This window comes from Pseudomonas sp. 2725 (assembly GCF_050434585.1).
GTDB lineage: Bacteria > Pseudomonadota > Gammaproteobacteria > Pseudomonadales > Pseudomonadaceae > Aquipseudomonas > Aquipseudomonas jessenii.
Window position 1 is genome coordinate 104248 of sequence record NZ_JBNDIV010000001.1, and the last position, 23708, is coordinate 127955.

Genomic DNA, 23708 nt, shown 5'->3' on the forward strand with positions numbered 1-23708 from the left:
CCGCAAAGCAAAGAGCAAAATGTTGGGTGATAGTGTCCGGTTCGCAATGCCGGCGATCAGCCGTCGAAGGCATTCTGTAGCCAGTTCAACTGATCGAGGTGGCTGTCGATGGCAATCACGTCGAAGCGGCAAGGGGAATTGGCCCAGCGCGGCTCGCGCTGAAGATAATATTGCGCGGCGAAAATCAGTTTTTGCCGTTTGCGCTCATCGATGCTATCGAGCGCGCCACCCCATTGAGTGTTTTTTCTGTAGCGGACTTCAACGAATACTACTGTATCGCCATCTAGCATGACCAGATCAAGCTCGCCGCGTTTACACAACCAGTTCTGCGCCAGCAGGCGCAGACCCTGTTGTTGAAGATGCTCGAGCGCATGGCGCTCGGCATCCTTGCCGCTTTGCTGGCGTGACCTGTCAGGCATCAGCGAGCGGTGTCCGGCAGGCGCTGAATCTGGCCATTGGCGAACTCGGCCCATGGTAACTGGCGCACGACCCGCTGGCTCTGGGACATGCCAAGGCTGCCCGATTCACCGTCGATGCGGCTGTCCGGCAGTGACTTGAGCTGGCCCAGGCGTGGCGCCAGACGATAGGCGTCCACACCCATGGCATACAGGCGCCCCAGGCTACCGGCGGCTTGTGGCCACTGGGCAGTGACCTGGCGGCGTAGTGGATCATTGGCGTCCAGCAACCATGGCGTCTCGCAGAAGCGAATGCCATTCATGTCGTTGTACTGGTTGACGTCACCGTTGGCGCTGAACACGTGGGAGGTGGCGTAGACCGGAACATCGCCGGCGTACTGGAAGTTCAGGGTCGGTTTGATCTGCTGGGCCTGTTGCGGTGTCGAGGCGAGGAAAATGAACTCGATGTCCTGGCGGCGCGATGGCTGGGCAGCCACTTGCGAGCCAACGGTGTTTTGCAGGCTCTTGGCGCGACCTTCGCTCTGACGCAGCTGGAACATGTCGGCAATTTGCTGGGCCAACTGGACCGGTTGGTCGACGCGTTCGGTGGCGACGATGGTGCCGCCATTGGCTTGCCAATCCTGGCTGAACGCCTTGAGCACGCGGTCGCCCCATTCACCTTTCGGCACCATGATGGCTGCGCGATGCAGGCCGTCGGCGCGAGCGCGGCGCGACACTTCGCGGGCTTCGTCTTCAGCGGCAAGGCCGAACTGGAACAGCTGCGCAGGGCCTTGATCGCCCTCGCTGTAATTCAGTGCCAGGGTGGTGATTGGCAACTGCGGGCGAGTGCTCAGCTGTTTGACCAGCGGCTTCTCCAGCGGGCCGACGACCAGTTGCACGCCATCGGCCTGGGCCTTGCGGTAGAACTCGTCCATGGAAGTCAGGCGCGAGCTGTCATAAAACTCGATGGCGGGTGGTTTCTGCCCGGCCTGTTGGGCCTGGTAGTGAGCGGCCATGAAGCCGTCGCGCAGCGCTTTGCCAACCGCGGCCAGTTGGCCGTCCTGAGGCAGCAGCAGGGCGATCTTGTTCAGGGGCTGGCTGGCCAGTTCCTTGAGTTGGGTCAGTGGCTGCGGCAATTGAATGGCTGCCGGGTGCTTCGGATTCTGCGCGCGCCAGTTGTCGATGGCGGCCTGTTGCTGCTCCAGGGTGCCGGCGGATTTCACGGCCAGTGCCAGGGCCATCCAGCCGCCGAGATCGTCGGTGGCACTTGGCTGCAACTGATTGGTCGGCAGCGAAGCGATCAGGGTCCAGATGGCTTCGTGGTTTTTGCTCGCGGCTTCGCCTTCGAGCATCGGGGCGATGAAAATGCGCTGGCGAGCGGCGGCAAGGGTCTGGCCATCGGCTTCAAGTGCGCGGGCGTGGATGGTGCCGGTGCGGACCTGTTGTTCGTCGGGCAGTTCGCTCAAGTATTGCAGGCTCGGATGACTCAAGGCAGCCAGCGCGGCCTTGGGCTGATTGCGCGTCATGGCCAGTTCCGCCGCCAGGGTGTTGGCGAAAACCTGTGGGCCCGGCTTGAGCTGTTCGACAGGAACCTGTTGCAGGATTTGCGCGGATTGGCCGGCATTGCCCTGGCGATAAGCCAGGTCGGCAGCGCTCAAGCGCAGCAGGGCGGCATCTTCCGGTGATTTGCTTTGGGAGGCCTTCTCAAGCAGTTGCTCGATACTGGCGTCCGGTGTCCGTGGAAGCTCGCCAAGGCTGGAGGAGGGCGAGCTGGCGCAAGCCGTCAGCAAGGCAGCGAGGCAGAGGGCAGATAACAGCCGCAGGCAAGCGATCATGTAAGCGTTCCTGATACTCGATCAAATTAGCGTGGAATTGTACCCAAGCACTGGCCGGGGCGCGATGTTACTGGCGTGAATCGATCAATTTAGCTGGTGTAAATGTTGCGCCAGCGCACAAACGGTCACCGATACCTCGTTTGCTTGCGGGTATCGTGAGTCTCGCTACGCGCTACAATGGCGACTTTTACCGACCATGAGGTGTGCGCTTTGACTGCTCCAGGTGCTTTGAATTCCGCTGCTGGCTCGCTTTATGTGGTGGCGACGCCCATCGGCAACCTGGATGACATCAGTGCGCGGGCGCTGAAGATTCTCCGTGAAGTGGCCCTGATCGCCGCGGAAGACACCCGTCATTCCCAGCGCTTGATGCAGCACTTCGGCATTGCGACGCCATTGGCGGCCTGCCATGAACACAACGAGCGGGATGAAGGTAGTCGCTTTATCACTCGCCTGCTTGCCGGTGACAACGTGGCGTTGATCTCGGATGCCGGGACGCCGCTGATTTCCGATCCGGGTTATCACCTGGTGCGGCAGGCCCGGGCAGCGGGCATTAATGTAGTGCCGGTTCCGGGTGCCTGCGCGTTGATTGCAGCGCTGTCGGCAGCAGGGCTGCCTTCCGACCGCTTCATATTCGAAGGTTTTCTGCCTGCAAAGGCTGTGGGGCGACGTGCGCGTCTCGAGCAGGTAAAGGAAGAGCCTCGCACATTGATCTTCTATGAGGCCCCGCATCGCATCCTCGAATGTCTGCAAGACATGGAACTGGTGTTCGGTCCAGAGCGCCCGGCGCTGCTTGCCCGCGAGCTGACCAAGACGTTCGAGACCCTCAAGGGGCTGCCGCTGGCTGAGCTGCGCGAGTTCGTCGAGTCGGATAGCAACCAGCAGCGCGGCGAGTGCGTGGTGCTGGTGGCGGGCTGGTCCGCGCCCGAGGAGGAAGGTGCCGTCAGCAGCGAAGCGATGCGTATCCTCAACCTGTTGCTTGAAGAAATGCCGCTCAAGCGTGCGGCGGCATTGGCGGCGCAAATCACCGGCGAGCGAAAGAATGTGCTGTACCAAATCGCGCTGGATCAGCAGAAGGGCGAGTAAAACCCGACGCGCAGGCGTGCCCAATGGCGCTTGGTGCTTGTTCTTCGGGCGCTCTGCCGGTAACCTTCGCGGCGGAGAGTCGATCGGACAGTCGCTGCCTCCTATGAAAATTAGGGGGGGGAGGAAAGTCCGGGCTCCATAGGGCGAAGTGCCAGGTAATGCCTGGGAGGCGTGAGCCTACGGAAAGTGCCACAGAAAATAACCGCCTAAGCGCTTCGGCGCCGGTAAGGGTGAAAAGGTGCGGTAAGAGCGCACCGCACGTCTGGCAACAGTTCGTGGCTAGGTAAACCCCACTTGGAGCAAGACCAAATAGGGTCCCAAGGCGTGGCCCGCGCTGGGACCGGGTAGGTTGCTAAAGATGTCCAGTGATGGCCATCGTAGACGAATGACTGTTCAAGACAGAACCCGGCTTACAGATCGACTCTCCACCTTTTTCTTTCCTCTGCTTGAATCATTGAGCAGGGGGTTGGGTGATAGCAATTTCCCTCCTTACAGATTCATCCGCAGAACCTCTTTTGTAATACCAAAAAAATCTTACTCTTAATAAATTACTTTAACTTTCGAACGCAGCCTTCTGTGCTGATTCAAGTTATCGATCAGTTTCATCTGCCGGATTCTCGTTGTCCCTCCGTTAATGCTCCTAAATCTCAGTTCTGTAAGGGTTTTCCTTTACTCCGCGCCTTGACGGTGTGGTGGGCGCATTCCTATAGTGTGCGCAAGTGGCGGAAAGTGGCATGAAGTGGGTTTTTTGAACTCAAAACGCTAGAATTTGGAGAAACGCAGACGTGTTTCGCGGAGCCAACGCTATCAGTCTCGATGCAAAGGGCCGTCTCGCAATGCCGAGCCGGTACCGTGACGAGCTCGATTCGCGCAGTTCCGGGCAATTGATCGTGACAATTGATGCCGTTGATCCTTGTTTGTGTGTTTACCCCCTCGATGAGTGGGAAATTATTGAAACCAAACTGCGCGCACTGCCTTCGCTTCGCGAAGAGAACCGCCGCCTGCAACGTTTACTGATTGGTAATGCCGTCGACCTCGAGCTCGATGGCAGTGGTCGTTTTCTGGTTCCGCCGCGTCTTCGTGAATATGCCAAGTTGGATAAGCGCGCGATGTTGGTAGGCCAACTGAACAAGTTCCAATTGTGGGACGAGGATGCCTGGAACGCGGTTTCTGCCGCCGACCTGGCTGCCATTCAACAACCGGGCGCGATGCCTGATGAACTGCGTGATTTGATCCTGTGACTATTGATAGCGGCTTTAACCACATCACCGTACTGCTTGACGAAGCCGTCGAGGCTCTCGCCGTACGTCCTGATGGCTGCTATCTGGACGGCACGTTCGGGCGGGGCGGGCACAGCCGGTTGATCCTCAGTCAGCTCGGTCCCGATGGTCGGTTGCTCGGATTCGATAAAGATCCACAAGCGATTGCCACCGGGCAGACGCTAGCGGCCGAAGACGGCCGCTTTGTCGTTGTGCAGCGCAGCTTTGCCGAGCTCGGTTCGGAAGTCGCCGAGCGCGGTCTGGCCGGCAAGGTCAGCGGCGTGTTGCTGGATCTTGGCGTGTCCTCGCCACAGCTCGACGACCCTGAGCGCGGCTTCAGCTTCCTCAACGACGGTCCGCTGGACATGCGCATGGATCCGTCCCGTGGCATCAGCGCCGCCGAATTCGTCAACACCGCGCCCGTGGAAGAAATCGCCCGGGTGTTCAAGGAATACGGCGAAGAGCGTTTCTCCGGCCGCATGGCCCGTGCTGTGGCCGAACGTCGCGACATCAAGCCATTCGAGCGCACCGGTGACCTGGCAGAAGTCCTGAAAGTCGCCAACCCAGCCTGGGAAAAGGGCAAGAACCCCGCAACCCGCGCGTTCCAGGGGTTGCGTATCCACGTCAACAACGAACTGGGTGATCTGGAAACCGGCCTCGAAGCCGCGCTGGAGTGCCTGGAAGTGGGCGGTCGCCTGGTGGTGATCAGCTTCCATTCGCTGGAAGACCGTATCGTCAAACTGTTCATGCGCAAACTGGTGAAAGGCGAAGCCGACAACCTGCCGCGCAACCTGCCGGTTCGGCATGTCGCCTTCGAACCGAAAATCAAAGTCCATGGCAAAGCGCAGACGGCCTCCGACGCCGAACTCAAAGCCAACCCACGTTCCCGTAGCGCCGTCATGCGTGTGGCGGAGAAGCTGCGGTGAGCAAGCTTTTCGCCAAGCCATTGCCCGGCGGAAGCTTCTTCATGCTGCTGCTGTTTGTCGGCGTGCTCGTGTCGGCCATCGGCGTGTCTTACAGCGCGCACTGGAACCGTCAGCTATTGAATTCGCTGTACAACGAACTGAGCGTGCGCGACAAGGCGCAGGCGGAGTGGGGCCGGTTGATTCTGGAGCAGAGCACCTGGACCGCCCACAGCCGTATCGAAGTGCTGGCCACCGAACAATTGAAAATGCACATCCCCGGTGCCGCTGACGTGAAGATGGTGGCGCCATGATGAAACTCGAAGGTGCACTCTTTCCTTGGCGGTTCCGCGTGGTGCTGGGTTTGCTCGGCATCATGGTGGCCGCGATTGCCTGGCGCATCATCGATTTGCAAGTGGTCGACCGTGCCTTCCTTAAAGGTCAGGGCGATGCCCGCAGTGTTCGTCATATTCCGATTCCGGCTCACCGTGGACTGATCACCGACCGTAACGGCGAGCCTTTGGCCGTGAGTACTCCGGTCACCACCCTCTGGGCCAATGCCAAGGAAATGCAAACGGCCAAAGAAAAGTGGCCGGCACTGGCGGCTGCCCTGGGGCAGGACCCGAAAGCCCTGGCCGAGCGCCTTGAAGCGCAGGCCAACAAGGAATTCATTTATCTGGTGCGCGGGCTGACGCCTGAGCAGGGCCAGGCGGTGCTCGATCTCAAAGTGCCTGGCGTCTATGGCATCGAAGAGTTCCGCCGTTTCTATCCGGCCGGTGAAGTGACCGCGCATATGGTCGGCTTTACCGACATCGATGACCATGGCAAGGAAGGTATCGAGCTGGCCTATGACGAATGGCTGGCCGGGGTGCCGGGTAAACGACAAGTCATCAAGGACCGGCGCGGCCGGTTGATCAAGGATGTCCAGGTTACCAAAAACGCCAAGGCCGGCAAGCCCTTGGCGTTGTCCATTGACCTGCGCCTGCAATACCTGGCCAACCGCGAACTGCGTAACGCGATCATCGAGAACGGCGCCAAGGCCGGCAGCCTGGTGATCATGGACGTGAAGACCGGCGAGATTCTCGCGATGGTCAACCAGCCGACCTACAACCCGAACAACCGCCGCAACCTGCAGCCGGCGATGATGCGTAACCGCGCGATGATCGACGTGTTCGAGCCAGGCTCGACCATGAAAGCGATCTCGATGAGCGCCGCCATCGAAACCGGCCGCTGGAAACCGAGCGATACCGTCGAGGTGTATCCGGGCTCCCTGCAGATTGGCAAGTACACCATCAAGGACGTATCCAAGACCGAAGGCCCGGTGCTCGACCTGACCGGCATCCTGATCAATTCCAGTAACGTCGGCATGAGCAAGGTCGCGTTCGATATCGGCGGCGAAACCATTTTCCGTCTGGCGCAGAAAGTCGGCCTCGGCCAGGACACTGGCCTGGGCTTCCCGGGCGAGCGCGTCGGCAATCTGCCGAACTACCGCGAATGGCGCAAGGCAGAAACCGCCACGCTGTCCTACGGCTACGGTGTTTCCGTGACCGCGATCCAGCTGGTCCACGCCTTCTCGGCCCTGGCCAACAACGGTCGCCTCGCACCGCTGACCCTGATCAAGACCGACAAGGCGCCGCAAACCACCCAGGTACTGCCGGAGGCCGTCGCAAAAACCATGCAAGGCATGCTGCAACAAGTGATCGAAGCCCCGCGCGGTGTGTTCCGTGCGCAGGTGCCGGCGTATCACGTGGGCGGCAAGTCGGGTACTGCGCGTAAAACCTCGGTCGGCACCAAGGGTTACGCCGTGAACTCCTACCGTTCGCTGTTCGCCGGTTTCGGCCCGATGAGCGATCCGCGTTACGCCATCGTGGTGGTAATCGACGAGCCGACCAAGGCCGGTTACTTCGGCGGCCTGGTTTCCGCGCCGGTGTTCAGCCGTGTGATGTCGGGCACCCTGCGCCTGATGAACATTACCCCGGACAACCTGCCACCTACTCAACAAGCGAACGCAACACCGGTCGTTCCGCTGAAAGCCAATGGAGGGCGCGGCTGATGTCCCTGAGCCTGAACAAGATTTTCCCTCACGCCGGCCACGATCTGCTGATTCGCGAACTCGCCCTGGACAGCCGCAATGTGCGTGCGGGTGATCTGTTCCTCGCTGTGCCGGGCGGGAAGTTCGATGGGCGCGCGCATATGGTTGACGCCTTGCAGCGTGGTGCTGCCGCGGTGGCCTATGAAGTAGAAGGCGCCACGGTCCTGCCGATCACTGAAGTGCCGTTGATTCCGGTCAAAGGTCTGGCGGCTCAGCTGTCGGACATCGCCGGGCGTTTTTATGGCGAGCCGAGCCACCACCTGAACCTGGTGGGCGTGACCGGTACCAACGGCAAGACCAGCGTGACTCAATTGATCGCCCAGGCGCTGGACCTGCTCGGCCAGCACTGCGGCCTGGTCGGCACGCTCGGTTCGGGTTTCTATGGGGCGCTGGAAAGCGGCCTGCACACCACGCCGAACCCGATTGCCGTGCAAGCGACCCTGGCGGACCTGAAAAAGGCCGGGGCCAAGGCCGTGGCGATGGAAGTTTCTTCCCATGGCCTGGATCAGGGGCGCGTGACTGCCTTGGCGTTCGATGTGGCAGTGATGACCAACCTGTCCCGCGATCACCTGGATTATCACGGCACCATGCAGGCCTACGGCGAAGCCAAGGCCAGGCTGTTTGACTGGAATGACTTGAAATGCCGCGTGGTCAACCTCGACGACAAGTTCGGCCGGCAACTCGCCGCCGACAAGCGCGAGTCGCGGTTGATCACCTACAGCCTGGAAGACTCCAGCGCCTACCTGTATTGCCGTCAGGCGCAATTCGACGACGAAGGCGTGCGCGCCACGCTGGTCACGCCACAGGGCGAGCACCACTTGCGCAGCACCTTGCTCGGTCGCTTCAACCTGAGCAATGTCCTGGCGGCGGTCGGTGCGTTGCTCGGTCTGGATTACGCCCTGGACGAAATTCTCAAGGTGCTGCCGAAGCTTGAAGGCCCTGCCGGGCGCATGCAGCGCTTGGGCGGTGGCTCGCAGCCGCTGGTGGTGGTCGATTACGCCCACACCCCGGATGCCCTGGAAAAAGTGCTGCTGGCTCTGCGTCCACACGCCAAGGGCCGGTTGCTGTGCCTGTTCGGCTGTGGCGGCGACCGCGATCGCGGCAAGCGTCCGTTGATGGCCGAAGTGGTTGAGCGCCTGGCCGATGGCGTGCTGGTGACCGATGACAATCCGCGCACAGAAGACCCGGCGGTGATTTTCGATGACATCCGCGCCGGGTTCACGGCTGTGGATAAAGTGGAGTTCGTTGCCGGTCGTGGTCAGGCGATTGCCCGGTTGATCGCCAGTGCCTCGGCGGATGACGTGATTGTCCTGGCCGGGAAAGGTCACGAGGACTATCAGGAAATCAACGGCGAACGCCATGCCTTTTCCGATCTGGTCGAGGCTGATCATGCCTTGACCGCGTGGGAGGTGACCCATGCTTAAGGCCTTGAAACTGAGTGAGCTGACCGGTGCGCTGAGTGCTCGCCTGGTGTCCGCCGATGCCAGCTTCGACGGCGTTAGCATCGACAGCCGTGCAATCAAGCCGGGCCAGCTGTTTATTGCCCTGACCGGTCCGCGTTTTGACGGTCATGACTATCTGAATGAAGTCGCCGCCAAGGGCGCCGTGGCTGCGCTGGTCGAGCGTGAAGTCGCTGGCAGCACGCTGCCGCAGTTACTGGTCAGCGACACTCGCCAGGCCCTCGGCCAGTTGGGCGCGCTCAATCGCGCCGCCTACACCCATCCGGTCGCGGCCGTCACCGGTTCCAGCGGCAAGACCACGGTCAAGGAGATGCTTGCGAGCATTCTGCGCACCCGTGGTCCGGTGCTGGCGACCCGTGGCAACCTGAACAACGACCTCGGCGTGCCGCTGACCTTGCTCGAACTGGCACCGGAACACACCGCTGCCGTGATCGAACTGGGTGCCTCGCGCCTGGGTGAAATTGCCTACACCGTCGGCCTGACCCGGCCGCACGTGGCCATTCTCAACAATGCCGGGACCGCCCACGTCGGCGAGTTCGGCGGCCCGGACAAAATCGTCGAAGCCAAGGGCGAGATCATCGAAGGGCTGGATGCCGATGGCGTCGCCGTTCTCAATCTTGACGACAAGGCATTCGGTATCTGGAAGGCACGCGCCGGTGACCGCAAAGTGCTGACGTTTGCGTTGAGCAACGCCAGCGCCGATTTCTACGCCAGTGACCTGACTACCGATGCCCGCGGCTGCCCGGCGTTCAACCTGCACAGCCCTGAAGGCGTGGAGCGCGTTCAATTGAACCTGCTCGGCACCCATAACGTCGCCAATGCCATGGCCGCCGCCGCAGCCGCCCATGCCCTGGGTGTGTCGCTGTTCGGTATCGCCACCGGCCTTGGCGCGATGCAACCGGTCAAGGGGCGCACCGTCGCGCAACTGGCCACCAACGGCATGCGCGTGATCGATGACACTTACAACGCCAACCCCACCTCCATGTGTGCTGCCGTTGATATACTGGCCGGCTTTTCCGGTCGCACCGTCCTGGTGCTCGGGGATATCGGCGAGTTGGGCGAATGGGCGGAGCAGGGGCACCGCGACGTGGGCGCGTACGCCCGTGGCAAGGTTTCTGCGCTGTACGCCGTCGGGCCAATGATGGCTCACGCCGTGAACGCATTCGGTCCTCAGGCTTTTCACTTCAGCACGCAAGCTGAACTGATCAAGGCCCTGGACGCCGAGCAAGACACAAACACCACCATTTTGATCAAGGGGTCGCGCAGCGCTGCGATGGAAAACGTCGTCGCCGCTTTGTGCGGGTCCAGTCTGGAGAAACATTAATGCTGCTGCTGCTAGCGGAGTATCTGCAACAGTTCTACAAAGGCTTCGCGGTCTTCCAGTACCTGACCCTGCGCGGGATTCTCGGTGTACTGACCGCGCTGGTCCTGTCGCTGTGCTATGGCCCGTGGATGATCCGCACGTTGCAGAACCGTCAGATCGGTCAATCCGTTCGCAACGACGGCCCGCAGTCGCACCTGTCCAAGTCGGGTACACCGACCATGGGCGGCGCGCTGATTCTGTCGTCCATCGGTGTCAGCACCCTGCTGTGGGCTGACCTGAGCAACCGTTACGTCTGGGTCGTTCTGCTGGTGACCTTGCTGTTCGGCGCCATCGGCTGGGTCGACGACTACCGCAAGGTCATCGAGAAGAACTCCCGTGGCTTGCCGAGCCGCTGGAAATATTTCTGGCAATCGGTGTTCGGTCTGGGCGCGGCGATCTTCCTTTATATGACTGCCGCCACGCCGGTGGAAACCACGCTGATCCTGCCGATGCTCAAGGACTACAGCATTCCGCTGGGCGCCGGCTTCATCGTGCTGACCTATTTCGTGATTGTCGGTTCGAGCAATGCGGTCAACCTGACCGACGGCCTCGACGGCCTGGCGATCATGCCGACCGTGATGGTTGGTGGTGGCCTGGGCATTTTCTGCTACCTGTCGGGTAACGTGAAGTTCGCCGAATACCTGCTGATTCCTTACGTACCGGGCGCAGGCGAGTTGATTGTGTTCTGTGGCGCGTTGATCGGAGCCGGCCTGGGCTTCCTTTGGTTCAACACCTATCCGGCACAAGTCTTCATGGGTGACGTCGGCGCACTGGCGCTGGGCGCGGCCCTGGGCACCATCGCGGTGATCGTCCGTCAGGAAATCGTCCTGTTCATCATGGGCGGCGTGTTCGTGATGGAAACCCTGTCAGTCGTCATTCAGGTCGCCTCTTTTAAACTGACCGGTCGCCGCGTATTCCGCATGGCGCCCATTCACCACCACTTTGAACTCAAGGGCTGGCCCGAGCCGCGCGTGATCGTCCGTTTCTGGATCATCACCGTGATTCTCGTGCTGATCGGCCTTGCCACCCTGAAGCTGAGGTAGAAACAAGTGTCTCTGATCGCTTCTGACCACTTCCGCATCGTTGTCGGCCTCGGCAAGAGCGGCATGTCCCTGGTTCGCTTCCTGGCGAACCGGGGCGTGGCGTTTGCCGTGGCCGATACGCGGGAAAATCCACCGGAACTGGCCGCGCTCAAGCGTGACTATCCGCACGTGGAAGTGCGTTGTGGCGAGTTGGATGTCGAGTTCCTGTGCCGTGCCGACGAGCTCTACGTCAGCCCCGGCCTGGCGCTGGCGACCCCGGCCCTGCAGGCCGCCGCCGCCCGTGGCGTGAAATTGTCCGGTGACATCGAGCTGTTCGCGCGTAACGCGAAGGCGCCGATCGTGGCCATCAGCGGCTCCAACGCGAAAAGCACCGTGACCACGCTGGTCGGCGAAATGGCGGCGGCGGCGGGCAAGCGTGTTGCCGTCGGTGGCAACCTTGGCACGCCGGCGCTGGATCTGCTGCGAGACGACGTCGAGCTGTACGTGATGGAGTTGTCGAGTTTCCAGTTGGAAACCACCGATCAACTCAACGCCGAAGTCGCGACCGTGCTCAACATCAGCGAAGACCACATGGACCGTTACAGCGGTCTGCCGGCCTACCACCTGGCCAAGCACCGGATCTTCCGTGGCGCCAGGCAGTTTGTGGTCAATCGTCAGGACGCTTTGAGTCGTCCTCTGATAGGCGAAGGGCAGCCATGCTGGACCTTCGGCCTGAGCAAACCCGATTTCAAGGCTTTCGGTATTCGTGAAGAAGACGGCGAGAAATACCTGGGCTTCGAATTCCAGAACCTGATGCCAGTGCGCGAATTGAAGATTCGCGGCGCCCACAACCAGTCCAACGCCCTGGCAGCCCTGGCCCTGGGCCATGCGGTCGGCCTGCCGTTCGATGCCATGCTGTCGAGCCTGCGCACCTTCGCCGGTCTCGAGCATCGCTGCCAATGGGTCCGTGACCTCGACGGTGTGGGTTACTACAACGATTCCAAGGCCACCAACGTCGGTGCCGCACTGGCGGCCATCGAAGGCCTCGGCGCGGACATCGACGGCAAGATCGTGCTGATCGCCGGTGGCGACGGCAAGGGGGCCGAGTTCAAGGACCTGCGCGATCCGGTGGCGGCCAACTGCCGCGCCGTGGTCCTGATGGGGCGTGACTCCGACAAGATCGGTGAAGCCATCGGCGATGCCGTACCGCTGATCCGCGCCGGTTCCCTGGTCGAAGCCGTCGAGCAATGCCGCGCTGCAGCCCAGCCGGGCGACGTGGTGCTGCTGTCGCCTGCCTGCGCCAGTTTCGACATGTTCAAGAACTACGAAGACCGTGGTCACCAGTTCGTCCAAGCCGTGGAGGATCTGGCATGAGCCTCAAAGGCATCATCAAGCCGTATCCATCGCCGCTCATCACCGGGCGCGGTATCGACCTCGACTTCCCGATGCTCGCCGGCTGCCTGACGCTGCTCGGCCTGGGGCTGATCATGATCGCCTCGGCATCGACCGAAGTGGCGGCCGTGCAGTCGGGCAGCGCCCTGTATTACATGATTCGCCACCTTATTTACGTGGTGCTGGGCCTGGGTGCCTGCATCGTCACCATGATGATCCCGATTGCCACCTGGCAACGCCTGGGCTGGCTGATGCTGCTGGGGGCGTTCGGCCTGCTGGTGATGGTGATCATTCCGGGGATCGGCCGTGAAGTGAACGGTTCGATGCGCTGGATCGGATTCAGTTTCTTCAACGTCCAGCCATCCGAGATCGCCAAGGTGTTCGTGGTGATCTACCTCGCCGGTTATCTGGTGCGTCGCCAGAAAGAAGTGCGTGAAAGCTGGATGGGCTTCTTCAAGCCGTTCATCGTGCTGCTGCCGATGGCGGGCCTGCTGCTGATGGAGCCGGACTTCGGTGCCACCGTCGTGATGATGGGGGCCGCGGCGGCGATGCTGTTCCTTGGCGGCGTCGGGTTGTTCCGCTTTTCCCTGATGGTGGTCCTGGCGGTCGGCGCAGTGGTGCTGTTGATTCAAATGCAGCCGTATCGAATGGCGCGTCTGACCAACTTTGCCGACCCATGGGCCGACCAGTTCGGCGCCGGCTATCAGTTGTCCCAGGCATTGATCGCCTTCGGTCGCGGCGAATGGCTGGGCGTGGGCCTGGGCAACAGCGTGCAGAAACAGTTCTACCTGCCGGAGGCCCACACTGACTTCGTGTTCTCGGTCCTGGCCGAAGAGCTGGGTGCGGTGGGTTCGTTGTGCACCGTGGCACTGTTTGTCTTCGTGTGTATTCGTGGCATGTACATCGGTTTGTGGGCTGAAAAGGCCAAGCAGTTTTTCGCAGCTTATGTGGCATACGGTCTGTCGTTCCTGTGGATCGGCCAGTTCCTGATCAACATCGGGGTGAATGTCGGCCTGCTGCCGACCAAGGGGCTGACCCTGCCGTTCCTCAGTTATGGCGGTAGTTCGTTGGTGATTTGCTGCGCCTGTCTCGGCTTGTTGCTGCGCATCGAGTGGGAAAGTCGAACCCACTTGGGCAGCGAAGAGATGGAGTTCCATGAGAGCGACTTTGCCGAGGAGCCGAACCATGGGCGCTAACGTCATGATCATGGCTGGCGGTACCGGTGGCCACGTGTTCCCGGCGTTGGCCTGTGCCCGCGAATTCCAGGCGCGCGGCTACACCGTGCACTGGCTCGGCACCCCGCGTGGGATCGAGAACGATCTGGTGCCGGCGGCCGGTATCGAACTGCATCGGATCAATGCCAGCGGTCTGCGCGGCAAGGGCAAATTGTCCCTGCTAAAGGCACCGTTCATGTTGTTCAAGTCGGTCTGGCAGGCGCGGGCGATCATTCGCCGTCTGCAGCCGGTCTGCGTCGTTGGCTTTGGTGGGTTTGTGACCGGTCCTGGCGGCGTCGCGGCCAAACTGGCCGGTGTGCCGGTGATCGTTCACGAACAGAACGCCGTGGCCGGTACCGCCAATCGGTTGCTGGTGCCGTTGGCCGCCCGAGTCTGTGAAGCGTTCCCCGACACCTTTACCCTGTCGGACAGCCGCCGGACCACCGGTAATCCGGTGCGCACCGAGCTGTTCCTCGAGACATCGCGACCTGCCCTGGCCGGTCGCAAGGCGCGTTTGCTGATCCTGGGCGGAAGTCTGGGCGCAGAACCGTTGAACAAGTTGCTGCCTGAAGCCCTGTCGCAAGTCGCTGCCGATTTGCGTCCGGAAGTGTTCCATCAGGCCGGCAAAAAACACGATGAAGTGACTGCAGAGCGTTATCGCGCGGCTGGCGTCGAGGCGCAGGTGCAGCCCTTCATCAAAGACATGGCCCAAGCCTACAGCTGGGCCGACCTGGTGGTATGTCGCGCAGGCGCGCTGACCATCAGTGAACTGGCCGCCGCCGGTCTGCCCTCGATGCTGGTGCCTTTGCCTCATGCAATCGACGATCACCAGACCCGCAACGCCGAATATTTGGCCCGTGAAGGTGCAGCCTTCCTGATGCCACAAAGAACGACTGGCGCAGCGGATCTTGCCGCTCGCCTGACAGAGGTCCTGATGCAACCACAACGACTCAACGAAATGGCTACCGCGGCACGCCGCCTCGCCAAACCCGATGCCACCCGTAACGTGGTCGATAGCTGCCTGGAGGTGGCCCATGGTTGAGAGTCAGAAAGCCATGCCGCAACCGGAAATGCGCCGCATCCGTCGCATCCACTTCGTCGGTATCGGCGGTGTGGGCATGTGCGGGATTGCCGAAGTGCTGCTGAACCTGGGTTATGCCGTGTCCGGCTCTGACCTGAAGGCTTCGCCGGTGACTGAACGCCTGGAGTCCTTCGGCGCGCAGATCTTCATCGGCCATCGCGCCGAGAACGCCGCGGCCGCCGACGTGCTGGTGGTGTCGAGCGCCGTGAACACGTCCAACCCGGAAGTCGCTACCGCGCTGGAACGCCGTATCCCGGTGGTGCCACGTGCAGAGATGCTGGCTGAGCTGATGCGTTATCGCCACGGTATCGCCGTTGCCGGTACCCACGGCAAAACCACGACCACCAGCCTGATCGCTTCGGTGTTCGCCGCCGGTGGCCTGGACCCGACATTCGTGATCGGTGGCCGCCTGAATGCCGCGGGCACCAATGCCCAGCTTGGCACCAGCCGCTACCTGATCGCCGAAGCCGACGAAAGCGACGCCAGCTTCCTGCACTTGCAGCCGCTGGTGGCTGTGGTCACCAACATCGACGCCGATCATATGGCGACCTACGACGGTGACTTCAACAAACTGAAGAAAACCTTCGTCGAGTTCCTCCACAACCTGCCGTTCTATGGTCTGGCCGTGGTGTGCCTGGACGATCCGGTGGTGCGTGAAATCCTCCCGCAGGTCAAGCGTCCGACCGTTACTTACGGCTTCGGCGAAGCCTGCGACGTGCGCGCCATCAACGTGCGCCAGCAAGGCATGCAGACCTTCTTCACCGTACTGCGTCCCGACCGCGAGCCACTGGATGTTTCGGTGAACATGCCGGGCAACCACAACGTATTGAATGCCCTTGCGACCATCTGCATCGCCACCGACGAAGGCGTCAGCGATGAAGCCATCGTCCAGGGCCTGTCCGGGTTCCAGGGGGTCGGCCGACGCTTCCAGGTCTACGGCGAACTGCCGGTGGACGGCGGCAATGTGATGCTGGTCGATGACTACGGTCACCACCCGACGGAAGTCGCGGCCGTGATCAAGGCCGTACGCGGTGGCTGGCCGGAGCGCCGCCTGGTGATGGTCTACCAGCCGCACCGTTACAGCCGCACCCGTGACCTGTACGACGATTTCGTCAATGTGCTGGCCGACGCCAACGTACTGCTGCTGATGGAAGTCTATCCGGCCGGCGAAGAGCCGATTCCGGGCGCCGACAGCCGCAAGCTGTGCAACAGCATCCGTCAGCGGGGCCAGCTTGACCCGATCTACATCGAGCGTGGCGTCGACCTCGCGCCAGTGGTCAAGCCGCTGCTGCGCGCCGGCGACATCCTGCTGTGCCAGGGCGCCGGCGATATCGGCGGTCTCGCACCAAAACTGTTGAAAAGTGAGTTGTTCGCCGGTGCCGTTGCCGCGCCGGAGAAGGGGAAGTTGAAATGACTGTTGCCTACGCCAACCTGGTCTCCACGATCGCGCCGAAAGACTTCGGCCGCGTCGCCGTGCTGTTCGGCGGCAAGAGCGCCGAGCGTGAGGTCTCCCTGAAGTCGGGTAACGCTGTTCTGGACGCGCTGCAAAGCGCCGGTGTGGACGCGTTCGGCCTCGACGTGGGCGATGACCTGCTGCAGCGTCTGCTCAACGAAAAAATCGACCGCGCCTTCATCATCCTCCACGGCCGTGGCGGTGAAGACGGCAGCATGCAGGGCCTGCTCGAATGCCTGGGCATTCCGTACACCGGCAGCGGCATCCTGGCTTCGGCCCTGGCCATGGACAAACTGCGCACCAAGCAGGTCTGGCACAGCCTGGGCATTCCAACCCCACGTCACGCGGTACTGAGCAGCGAGGCCGATTGTATTTCGGCGGCGACGGAACTGGGCTTCCCTTTGATCGTCAAACCGGCCCATGAAGGTTCAAGTATCGGTATGGCCAAAGTGAGTTCCGCGTCCGAATTGATCGACGCATGGAAAGCGGCCAGTACCTACGATTCGCAAGTGTTGGTCGAGCAATGGATTCACGGTCCGGAGTTCACCATCGCCACCCTGCGTGACCAGGTGTTGCCGCCGATTGCCCTGGGCACCACGCACAGCTTCTACGACTACGACGCCAAGTACATCGCCAACGATACCCAGTACCGCATTCCGTGCGGTCTGGACAGCGCCAAGGAAAAGGAACTCATGGGCCTCACGGCGAAAGCCTGTGAAGCGCTGGGTATCGCCGGTTGGGGCAGGGCAGACGTGATGCAGGACGCCGAAGGGCAGTTCTGGTTCCTGGAGGTCAACACCGCACCGGGCATGACCGATCACAGCCTGGTGCCGATGGCGGCCCGTGCCGCCGGTCTGGATTTCCAGCAACTGGTTCTGGCCATTCTGGCCGAGAGCGTTGTCGGCAAGACTGCCGGTAACCAAGAGTCGACGAGAGGTTAAGGCCATGCAAGGCGCTCAGCTCAGACATCAGCCCACCGCACCGACCGGCCGCAAGCCGGTACCGCGGGGTGCCAGCCGAATGGTGGCCAAAGAGCCGATGTCCGCGCGCCTGCCGAAAGCCAACTTCGGTTTTCTCAAAGCGTTGTTCTGGCCGGTACTGCTGGTGGCTTTGGGGTTCGGTACTTACGAAGGCGCGACACGGTTGTTGCCGTATGCCGACAGGCCGATCACCAGGATCAACGTGCAGGGCGACCTGAGTTACATCAGCCAGCAAGCGGTGCAGCAGCGGATCGCCCCTTACGTGGCGTCGAGCTTCTTCACCATCGACCTGGCGAGCATGCGCACCGAGCTGGAACAGATGCCATGGATTGCCCACGCCGAAGTGCGCAGGGTGTGGCCGGATCAAGTGGTGATCCGCCTGGAAGAACAACTGCCGGTGGCCCGTTGGGGCGACGAGTCGCTGTTGAACAACCAGGGCCAGGCCTTCACCCCGCGCGAGCTGGCGAACTATGAACATCTGCCACAGCTGTTCGGCCCACAGCGGGCTCAGCAGCAAGTGATGCAGCAATACCAGGTACTGAGCCAGATGCTCAGGCCGCTGGGCTTCTCGATTGCACGCCTCGAACTGCGTGATCGCGGCAGCTGGTTCCTGACCACCGGCCCCGGCAGTGCGGGTCCCGGGATAGAACTGCTGCTGGGACGCGGCAACCAGGTGGAAAAGATGCGCCGTTTCATCGCCATCTATGACAAGACGCTCAAAGAACAGATTACGAACATTGCGCGCATCGATCTGCGCTACGCCAACGGCCTCGCTGTTGGCTGGCGGGAACCTGTAGCGCCCACGGCAGCCCAACCCGCTGTCGCGAAGAATTAAGAAGAGGCAGGACCCATGGCAAACGTGCAAAGCGGCAAAATGATCGTCGGTCTCGATATCGGCACCTCCAAGGTGGTGGCGCTGGTGGGCGAGGTCGCGGACGACGGCACGCTGGAAATCGTCGGGATCGGCACCCATCCGTCCCGTGGCCTGAAAAAAGGCGTGGTGGTGAACATCGAGTCCACCGTGCAATCGATCCAGCGCGCCATCGAAGAAGCGCAGCTGATGGCTGGTTGCCGCATTCACTCGGCGTTCGTCGGCGTGGCCGGTAATCACATCCGCAGCCTGAACTCCCACGGCATCGTGGCGATTCGTGATCGCGAAGTCAGCTCGGCGGACCTTGAGCGTGTGCTCGACGCGGCCCAGGCCGTGGCGATCCCGGCTGACCAGCGCGTGCTGCACACCCTGCCGCAGGATTACGTAATCGATAACCAGGAAGGCGTCCGCGAACCGCTGGGCATGTCCGGCGTACGTCTGGAAGCCAAGGTCCACGTGGTCACCTGCGCCGTCAACGCCGCACAGAACATTGAAAAATGCGTGCGCCGCTGCGGTCTGGAAATCGACGACATCATTCTCGAGCAACTGGCTTCCGCGTACTCGGTACTGACCGATGACGAGAAAGAGCTGGGCGTGTGCCTGGTGGACATCGGTGGCGGTACTACCGACATCGCGATCTTCACCGAAGGCGCGATCCGTCACACCGCGGTGATCCCGATTGCCGGTGACCAGGTGACCAACGACATCGCCATGGCGTTGCGCACTCCGACCCAGTACGCCGAAGAAATCAAGATCCGCTACGCCTGTGCCCTGGCCAAACTGGCCGGTGCCGGTGAAACCATCAAGGTACCAAGCGTTGGCGACCGTCCACCGCGTGAGCTGTCCCGCCAGGCCTTGGCCGAAGTAGTCGAGCCGCGCTACGACGAGCTGTTCACGCTGATCCAGGCCGAACTGCGCCGCAGCGGCTACGAAGACCTGATCCCGGCCGGCATCGTGCTGACCGGCGGTACGTCGAAGATGGAAGGCGCTACCGAACTGGCCGAGGAAATCTTCCACATGCCGGTGCGCCTGGGCGTGCCTCACGGCGTGAAAGGTCTGGATGACGTGGTACGCAACCCGATCTATTCCACCGGCGTCGGCCTGTTGATGTACGGCCTGCAGAAGCAGTCCGACGGCATCTCGTTCTCGGGCATCGGCAGTCGCGACAGCTACAGCAACGAAGAGCCACAGGCTCCGCTGCTGGACCGCCTGAAGAAGTGGGTCCAGGGCAATTTCTGAAGATTTACCGCAATACCGTTACACCGAAGCACGCAGTAGGCGAAAAAACTAGAGAATGTAAAGGAGAGGGAAAATGTTCGAACTCGTAGACAACATCCCCGCAAGCCCGGTAATCAAAGTTATCGGTGTCGGCGGTGGCGGCGGCAACGCTGTCAACCATATGGTCAAGAGCAACATCGAAGGCGTCGAGTTCATCTGCGCCAACACCGATGCTCAAGCGCTGAAAAACATCGGCGCGCGGACCATCCTGCAACTGGGCACCGGTGTGACCAAGGGTCTGGGCGCTGGCGCCAACCCTGAAGTCGGCCGTCAAGCCGCTCTGGAAGACCGTGAGCGCATTGCCGAAGTGCTGCAGGGCACCAACATGGTGTTCATCACCACTGGCATGGGCGGCGGTACCGGTACCGGTGCTGCGCCGATCATCGCCGAAGTGGCCAAGGAAATGGGCATCCTGACCGTTGCGGTCGTGACCCGTCCGTTCCCGTTCGAAGGCCGCAAGCGTATGCAGATCGCCGACGAAGGCATCCGTATGCTCTCCGAAAGCGTCGACTCGTTGATCACCATTCCCAACGAGAAGCTGCTGACCATCCTCGGTAAAGACGCCAGCCTGCTGTCGGCTTTCGCCAAGGCAGACGATGTACTGGCCGGTGCCGTCCGCGGTATCTCCGACATCATCAAGCGTCCGGGCATGATCAACGTCGACTTCGCCGACGTGCGTACCGTGATGAGCGAAATGGGCATGGCGATGATGGGCACTGGCTGCGCCAGCGGTCCGAACCGTGCACGCGAAGCCACCGAAGCGGCCATTCGCAACCCGCTGCTGGAAGACGTGAACCTGCAAGGCGCTCGCGGCATCCTGGTGAACATTACCGCCGGTCCGGATCTGTCCCTGGGTGAATACTCCGACGTGGGTAGCATCATCGAGGCATTCGCCTCCGAGCACGCGATGGTCAAGGTCGGTACCGTTATCGATCCGGACATGCGCGACGAGCTGCACGTGACTGTCGTTGCCACAGGTCTGGGCGCTAAAATCGAGAAGCCTGTGAAGGTCATCGACAACACCGTCCACACCTCGATGGCTGCACAGCCACAACAACAGGCCCCTGTTCGTCAGGAAGCTCCAGCGGTGAACTACCGTGACCTGGACCGTCCGACCGTCATGCGCAACCAGGCTCAGGCCGGTGCTGCGACTGCCGCGAAGATGAATCCGCAAGATGATCTGGACTACCTGGACATCCCGGCTTTCCTGCGTCGTCAGGCCGATTGATGGAATGTATCAGGGCTATGAAGGTGATTGGTGTTCAGCAAAGGCGTGGTCTGCTATCATCGCCAGCCTTTGTTGATACCAGTTCGCAATTTGCGCTGAAGCGGCCCAAGCCATGATTAAACAACGCACACTGAAAAATATTATCCGTGCCACAGGTGTAGGCCTGCACTCCGGGGAGAAGGTCTACCTGACCCTCAAGCCTGCGCCTGTCGACACTGGCATTGTGTTTTGTCGCGCTGACCTCGACCCTGTGGTGCAAATTCCTGCCCGCGCGGAAAACGTCGGTGAAACCACTATGTCGACCACGCTGATCAATGGCGACGTCAAAGTGGACACGGTAGAGCACTTGCTCTCGGCCATGGCTGGCCTGGGCATCGATAACGCCTACGTCGAGCTCTCCGCGTCCGAAGTCCCGATCATGGATGGCAGCGCTGGACCCTTCGTATTCCTGATTCAATCGGCAGGCCTGGAAGAACAGGACGCCGCCAAGAAATTCATCCGCATCCTGCGTGAAGTGACAGTGGAAGACGGCGACAAGCGCGCCACTTTCGTCCCTTTCGAAGGGTTCAAGGTGAGCTTCGAGATCGATTTCGATCACCCGGTTTTCCGGGACCGCACCCAAAGTGCAAGCGTGGATTTTTCCAGCACTTCGTTCGTAAAAGAAGTCAGCCGCGCCCGTACTTTCGGTTTCATGAGTGACATCGAGTACCTGCGCAAGCACAACCTCGCACTCGGCGGCAGCGTTGAAAACGCTATTGTGGTCGACGCCGATGGCGTACTGAACGAAGACGGCCTTCGCTATGAAGACGAATTCGTGAAGCACAAGATTCTCGATGCAATTGGTGACCTCTACCTGCTGGGCAATAGCCTGATTGGTGAGTTCAAGGGCTTCAAGTCCGGCCACGCACTGAACAACCAGCTGCTGCGCAAGTTGATTGAGCAGACAGATGCCTGGGAAGTCGTGACGTTCGAAGACGCCAGTACTGCACCGATCTCTTACATGCGCCCGGTTGCGGCCGTGTAAGCAAAAAACCTCTCTAGTTTTTTAAAGGCTGCCTTCGGGTGGCCTTTTTTTATGTCCGAAGTTTGTAGTGCCTGGGCTGGCCTCATCGCGAGCAAGCTCGCTCCCACAGTGGATTGCATTCCCCTGTGGGAGCGAGCTTGCTCGCGATGGCGTCCGCCCATCCAATGAAAATCCTATTCGGCACACACCACCCGGTTACGCCCCCCTTCCTTGGCCTGATACAGCGCCTTGTCGGCACTGAACAGCAATTGCTCCAGGTTGATATCGCTGGCCGCTGTCCAGGTGGCAATACCGATACTCACACTCATCGGTGGCTCACCGGCGTCCACCAGTGGCAGTTTTTGCACCGCCTCGCGGATGTGCTCGGCGATCTGCTTCGCGCCTTCACTGTCAGTTTCGGCCAGGACCACCGAAAACTCCTCGCCGCCATAGCGCGCCACCAGATCCGTCGGGCGATGGACATTGGCGCGCAGGACCTCGGCCAACGCCCGCAAGGCTTCGTCGCCGGCCTGATGTCCGTGCCGGTCATTGAAGGCCTTGAAGTGATCGGCATCGATCATCAGCAACGACAACGGCCTGCCACTGCGCTGCGCACGAAACCATTCATGGCGCAGGGTCTGATCAAGGGATCGACGGTTGGCCACGCCGGTCAAGGCATCGGTGGCCGCCAGTTGCGCCAATTCCTGCTCGGCACTTTGGCGCCGTCGCAGCTCGCGGCAGAGCAGCCAGGTCAGCCACAACAGGCCGATGCACAAGACCCCTGTTGCACCGCTGATCACATAGGCCGTGCGGTTCCAGGTGGCGAACACTTCGTCGATGGAAAGGGCCACGATGACGGTCAGCGGAAGATTGCCGACCCGGGTAAAGGTGTACAGGCGCCGTTGATGATCGACACTCGATACGCTTTCAAAGGTACCACTGCGCTCGCGCAGCATGCGTACGACGTTGGGACGGCTGGAGAGGCTTTTGCCGATGGCGTTTTGCTCCCGGTACGGTTTCTGCGCCAGGAGGATCCCGTCATCGTTGATGATGCCCAGCGTACTGCCGTTGCCGATGTCGAGGCTGTTGAACAGTTGGTCGAAGTAGCTCATGCGCATCGACGCCACCGCGACCCCCAGAAACTCACCCGTGGGCGAAGAAATGCGCCGGCTGAAACTGATGCGCCATTCGTCGCTGTCATCGCAGTCGCAGCGTGGCTTGAACGGTCGGCTGATAAACATGCCGGTGTCGCGATTGAAGGCATGGGCCAGGAAGTAATCGCGGTCAGCGAAGTTGCCCGGTTTCGGCTCGATCAATGATGAGTCGGCCAGCACGTCGCCGTGCTTGTCCAGCAGCAGGATGTCGCCCTTGTAGCGCGCAGTGGTGGAGCGGTCGAACAGCACCAGATGACGGATCTGCGGTGCAACCTGTTTAAGGTCGTCCCGTTGGGCGGCGGCGATCAGGCCCTGCAAGGTCAAGTCATAGAGCTCGACCGTACGCAGGACATCGGCATCGATCAGTTGCGCGATGGTGGTCGCGCTGCGTGTGGCGGTCTGCTGGGCGTAGGCGTGTTCGCGGATCAGCAGGAAAGTGACGATGCACAGGATCGAGATGACGGTCAGGGTACTGCCGAAGATCACCATGATCTCGGGTCGCCCGGTCGGGCCTTGAAAATGTGCGGTGCGGCTTGCGGTCATAGGGCTGACGTTCGCTAAAGGGACGCTCTAAGCGTAGTTGCATAAACGTAGCAGCCGAGTGAATCGTTCCCTCGAACGATTGATCCTGGGTGTGGGCGTC

General features: G+C 61.2%; 20 protein-coding genes and 1 other RNA gene. 18 read left to right on the forward strand and 3 right to left on the reverse strand.

From position 1 onward, the window contains the following. Positions 1 to 56: 56 nt before the first annotated feature. On the reverse strand, positions 57 to 419 hold the full coding sequence (locus tag ABIE16_RS00530) for a YraN family protein (RefSeq protein ID WP_090457618.1): 363 nt from the start codon (positions 417 to 419) through the stop codon (positions 57 to 59). Next, positions 419 to 2230: a penicillin-binding protein activator gene (locus tag ABIE16_RS00535; protein WP_429520380.1), complete on the reverse strand. Its 1812-nt coding sequence runs from the start codon at positions 2228 to 2230 to the stop codon at positions 419 to 421. The genes ABIE16_RS00530 and ABIE16_RS00535 overlap by 1 nt, the downstream gene beginning before the upstream one ends. Positions 2231 to 2407: 177 nt before the next feature. Between ABIE16_RS00535 and rsmI the strand changes: the two genes are divergently transcribed. The 18 genes from rsmI to lpxC all read left to right on the forward strand — a co-directional run bounded on the left by rsmI (position 2408) and on the right by lpxC (position 21932). Then, positions 2408 to 3313 carry a 16S rRNA (cytidine(1402)-2'-O)-methyltransferase gene (gene rsmI / locus ABIE16_RS00540; RefSeq protein ID WP_167362876.1) on the forward strand — a complete coding sequence of 302 codons (906 nt, stop codon included), beginning with the start codon at positions 2408 to 2410 and terminating at the stop codon, positions 3311 to 3313. Between the two features lie 75 nt (positions 3314 to 3388). Further along, an RNA gene (rnpB, locus tag ABIE16_RS00545) (RNase P RNA component class A) lies at positions 3389 to 3742 on the forward strand. Positions 3743 to 4098: 356 nt separating this feature from the next. After that, positions 4099 to 4554, forward strand: coding sequence for a division/cell wall cluster transcriptional repressor MraZ (mraZ, locus tag ABIE16_RS00550; protein ID WP_007917012.1), 456 nt, complete (start codon positions 4099 to 4101; stop codon positions 4552 to 4554). Further along, positions 4551 to 5498 carry a 16S rRNA (cytosine(1402)-N(4))-methyltransferase RsmH gene (rsmH, locus tag ABIE16_RS00555; protein WP_007972589.1) on the forward strand — a complete coding sequence of 316 codons (948 nt, stop codon included), beginning with the start codon at positions 4551 to 4553 and terminating at the stop codon, positions 5496 to 5498. Before mraZ ends, rsmH begins: the two co-directional genes overlap by 4 nt. Then, positions 5495 to 5788 carry a cell division protein FtsL gene (gene ftsL, locus ABIE16_RS00560; RefSeq protein WP_007998257.1) on the forward strand — a complete coding sequence of 98 codons (294 nt, stop codon included), beginning with the start codon at positions 5495 to 5497 and terminating at the stop codon, positions 5786 to 5788. Before rsmH ends, ftsL begins: the two co-directional genes overlap by 4 nt. Further along, the gene (locus ABIE16_RS00565) at positions 5788 to 7527 is read left to right on the forward strand and encodes a peptidoglycan D,D-transpeptidase FtsI family protein (protein ID WP_173677933.1); all 1740 of its coding nucleotides are present in this window, start codon (positions 5788 to 5790) and stop codon (positions 7525 to 7527) included. The genes ftsL and ABIE16_RS00565 overlap by 1 nt, the downstream gene beginning before the upstream one ends. Beyond that, positions 7527 to 8990, forward strand: a complete 1464-nt coding sequence (locus tag ABIE16_RS00570) for a UDP-N-acetylmuramoyl-L-alanyl-D-glutamate--2,6-diaminopimelate ligase (protein WP_429520381.1) — start codon at positions 7527 to 7529, stop codon at positions 8988 to 8990. Before ABIE16_RS00565 ends, ABIE16_RS00570 begins: the two co-directional genes overlap by 1 nt. After that, positions 8983 to 10350: a UDP-N-acetylmuramoyl-tripeptide--D-alanyl-D-alanine ligase gene (locus ABIE16_RS00575; RefSeq protein WP_090457613.1), complete on the forward strand. Its 1368-nt coding sequence runs from the start codon at positions 8983 to 8985 to the stop codon at positions 10348 to 10350. Before ABIE16_RS00570 ends, ABIE16_RS00575 begins: the two co-directional genes overlap by 8 nt. Then, positions 10350 to 11432 (forward strand): phospho-N-acetylmuramoyl-pentapeptide-transferase, encoded by a 1083-nt coding sequence (gene mraY / locus ABIE16_RS00580; RefSeq protein ID WP_015096766.1) that lies wholly within the window; start codon positions 10350 to 10352, stop codon positions 11430 to 11432. Before ABIE16_RS00575 ends, mraY begins: the two co-directional genes overlap by 1 nt. Before the next feature lie 6 nt (positions 11433 to 11438). After that, on the forward strand, positions 11439 to 12785 hold the full coding sequence (gene murD / locus ABIE16_RS00585; RefSeq protein ID WP_429520382.1) for a UDP-N-acetylmuramoyl-L-alanine--D-glutamate ligase: 1347 nt from the start codon (positions 11439 to 11441) through the stop codon (positions 12783 to 12785). Beyond that, positions 12782 to 13999, forward strand: coding sequence for a putative lipid II flippase FtsW (gene ftsW, locus ABIE16_RS00590; RefSeq protein WP_056726220.1), 1218 nt, complete (start codon positions 12782 to 12784; stop codon positions 13997 to 13999). The genes murD and ftsW overlap by 4 nt, the downstream gene beginning before the upstream one ends. Then, positions 13989 to 15059 (forward strand): undecaprenyldiphospho-muramoylpentapeptide beta-N-acetylglucosaminyltransferase, encoded by a 1071-nt coding sequence (gene murG / locus ABIE16_RS00595; RefSeq protein ID WP_429520383.1) that lies wholly within the window; start codon positions 13989 to 13991, stop codon positions 15057 to 15059. Before ftsW ends, murG begins: the two co-directional genes overlap by 11 nt. Next, positions 15052 to 16512 carry a UDP-N-acetylmuramate--L-alanine ligase gene (gene murC / locus ABIE16_RS00600; protein ID WP_349736471.1) on the forward strand — a complete coding sequence of 487 codons (1461 nt, stop codon included), beginning with the start codon at positions 15052 to 15054 and terminating at the stop codon, positions 16510 to 16512. The genes murG and murC overlap by 8 nt, the downstream gene beginning before the upstream one ends. Next, positions 16509 to 17492 (forward strand): D-alanine--D-alanine ligase, encoded by a 984-nt coding sequence (locus ABIE16_RS00605; protein ID WP_429520384.1) that lies wholly within the window; start codon positions 16509 to 16511, stop codon positions 17490 to 17492. Before murC ends, ABIE16_RS00605 begins: the two co-directional genes overlap by 4 nt. 4 nt (positions 17493 to 17496) lie before the next feature. Further along, the gene (locus ABIE16_RS00610; RefSeq protein ID WP_429520385.1) at positions 17497 to 18366 is read left to right on the forward strand and encodes a cell division protein FtsQ/DivIB; all 870 of its coding nucleotides are present in this window, start codon (positions 17497 to 17499) and stop codon (positions 18364 to 18366) included. Positions 18367 to 18381: 15 nt separating this feature from the next. After that, positions 18382 to 19641 (forward strand): cell division protein FtsA, encoded by a 1260-nt coding sequence (gene ftsA, locus ABIE16_RS00615; RefSeq protein ID WP_007989901.1) that lies wholly within the window; start codon positions 18382 to 18384, stop codon positions 19639 to 19641. Between the two features lie 73 nt (positions 19642 to 19714). Next, complete coding sequence (gene ftsZ, locus ABIE16_RS00620) at positions 19715 to 20908, forward strand: cell division protein FtsZ (RefSeq protein WP_007972612.1); 1194 nt, start codon at positions 19715 to 19717, stop codon at positions 20906 to 20908. Between the two features lie 112 nt (positions 20909 to 21020). Continuing rightward, positions 21021 to 21932, forward strand: coding sequence for a UDP-3-O-acyl-N-acetylglucosamine deacetylase (lpxC, locus tag ABIE16_RS00625; protein ID WP_007916984.1), 912 nt, complete (start codon positions 21021 to 21023; stop codon positions 21930 to 21932). A 173-nt stretch (positions 21933 to 22105) separates the two neighbouring features. Here the strand turns inward: lpxC and ABIE16_RS00630 are convergent, their stop codons facing one another. Then, entirely contained in the window at positions 22106 to 23608 is a 1503-nt protein-coding gene (locus tag ABIE16_RS00630) for a sensor domain-containing diguanylate cyclase (protein WP_429520386.1), read from the reverse strand. Positions 23609 to 23708: the final 100 nt, after the last annotated feature.

Excerpts from the sequence above, each read along its gene's own strand:
- murC (WP_349736471.1), top strand. The coding sequence starts at position 15,052 with ATGGTTGAGAGTCAGAAAGCCATGCCGCAACCGGAAATGCGCCGCATC.
- ABIE16_RS00530 (WP_090457618.1), bottom strand. The coding sequence starts at position 419 with ATGCCTGACAGGTCACGCCAGCAAAGCGGCAAGGATGCCGAGCGCCAT.
- ftsA (WP_007989901.1), top strand. The coding sequence starts at position 18,382 with ATGGCAAACGTGCAAAGCGGCAAAATGATCGTCGGTCTCGATATCGGC.
- ABIE16_RS00605 (WP_429520384.1), top strand. The coding sequence starts at position 16,509 with ATGACTGTTGCCTACGCCAACCTGGTCTCCACGATCGCGCCGAAAGAC.
- lpxC (WP_007916984.1), top strand. The coding sequence starts at position 21,021 with ATGATTAAACAACGCACACTGAAAAATATTATCCGTGCCACAGGTGTA.
- ftsW (WP_056726220.1), top strand. The coding sequence starts at position 12,782 with ATGAGCCTCAAAGGCATCATCAAGCCGTATCCATCGCCGCTCATCACC.
- ABIE16_RS00630 (WP_429520386.1), bottom strand. The coding sequence starts at position 23,608 with ATGACCGCAAGCCGCACCGCACATTTTCAAGGCCCGACCGGGCGACCC.
- ABIE16_RS00535 (WP_429520380.1), bottom strand. The coding sequence starts at position 2,230 with ATGATCGCTTGCCTGCGGCTGTTATCTGCCCTCTGCCTCGCTGCCTTG.
- ftsZ (WP_007972612.1), top strand. The coding sequence starts at position 19,715 with ATGTTCGAACTCGTAGACAACATCCCCGCAAGCCCGGTAATCAAAGTT.
- ABIE16_RS00610 (WP_429520385.1), top strand. The coding sequence starts at position 17,497 with ATGCAAGGCGCTCAGCTCAGACATCAGCCCACCGCACCGACCGGCCGC.
- rsmI (WP_167362876.1), top strand. The coding sequence starts at position 2,408 with ATGGCGACTTTTACCGACCATGAGGTGTGCGCTTTGACTGCTCCAGGT.
- ABIE16_RS00565 (WP_173677933.1), top strand. The coding sequence starts at position 5,788 with ATGAAACTCGAAGGTGCACTCTTTCCTTGGCGGTTCCGCGTGGTGCTG.
- murG (WP_429520383.1), top strand. The coding sequence starts at position 13,989 with ATGGGCGCTAACGTCATGATCATGGCTGGCGGTACCGGTGGCCACGTG.
- mraY (WP_015096766.1), top strand. The coding sequence starts at position 10,350 with ATGCTGCTGCTGCTAGCGGAGTATCTGCAACAGTTCTACAAAGGCTTC.
- ABIE16_RS00575 (WP_090457613.1), top strand. The coding sequence starts at position 8,983 with ATGCTTAAGGCCTTGAAACTGAGTGAGCTGACCGGTGCGCTGAGTGCT.
- ABIE16_RS00570 (WP_429520381.1), top strand. The coding sequence starts at position 7,527 with ATGTCCCTGAGCCTGAACAAGATTTTCCCTCACGCCGGCCACGATCTG.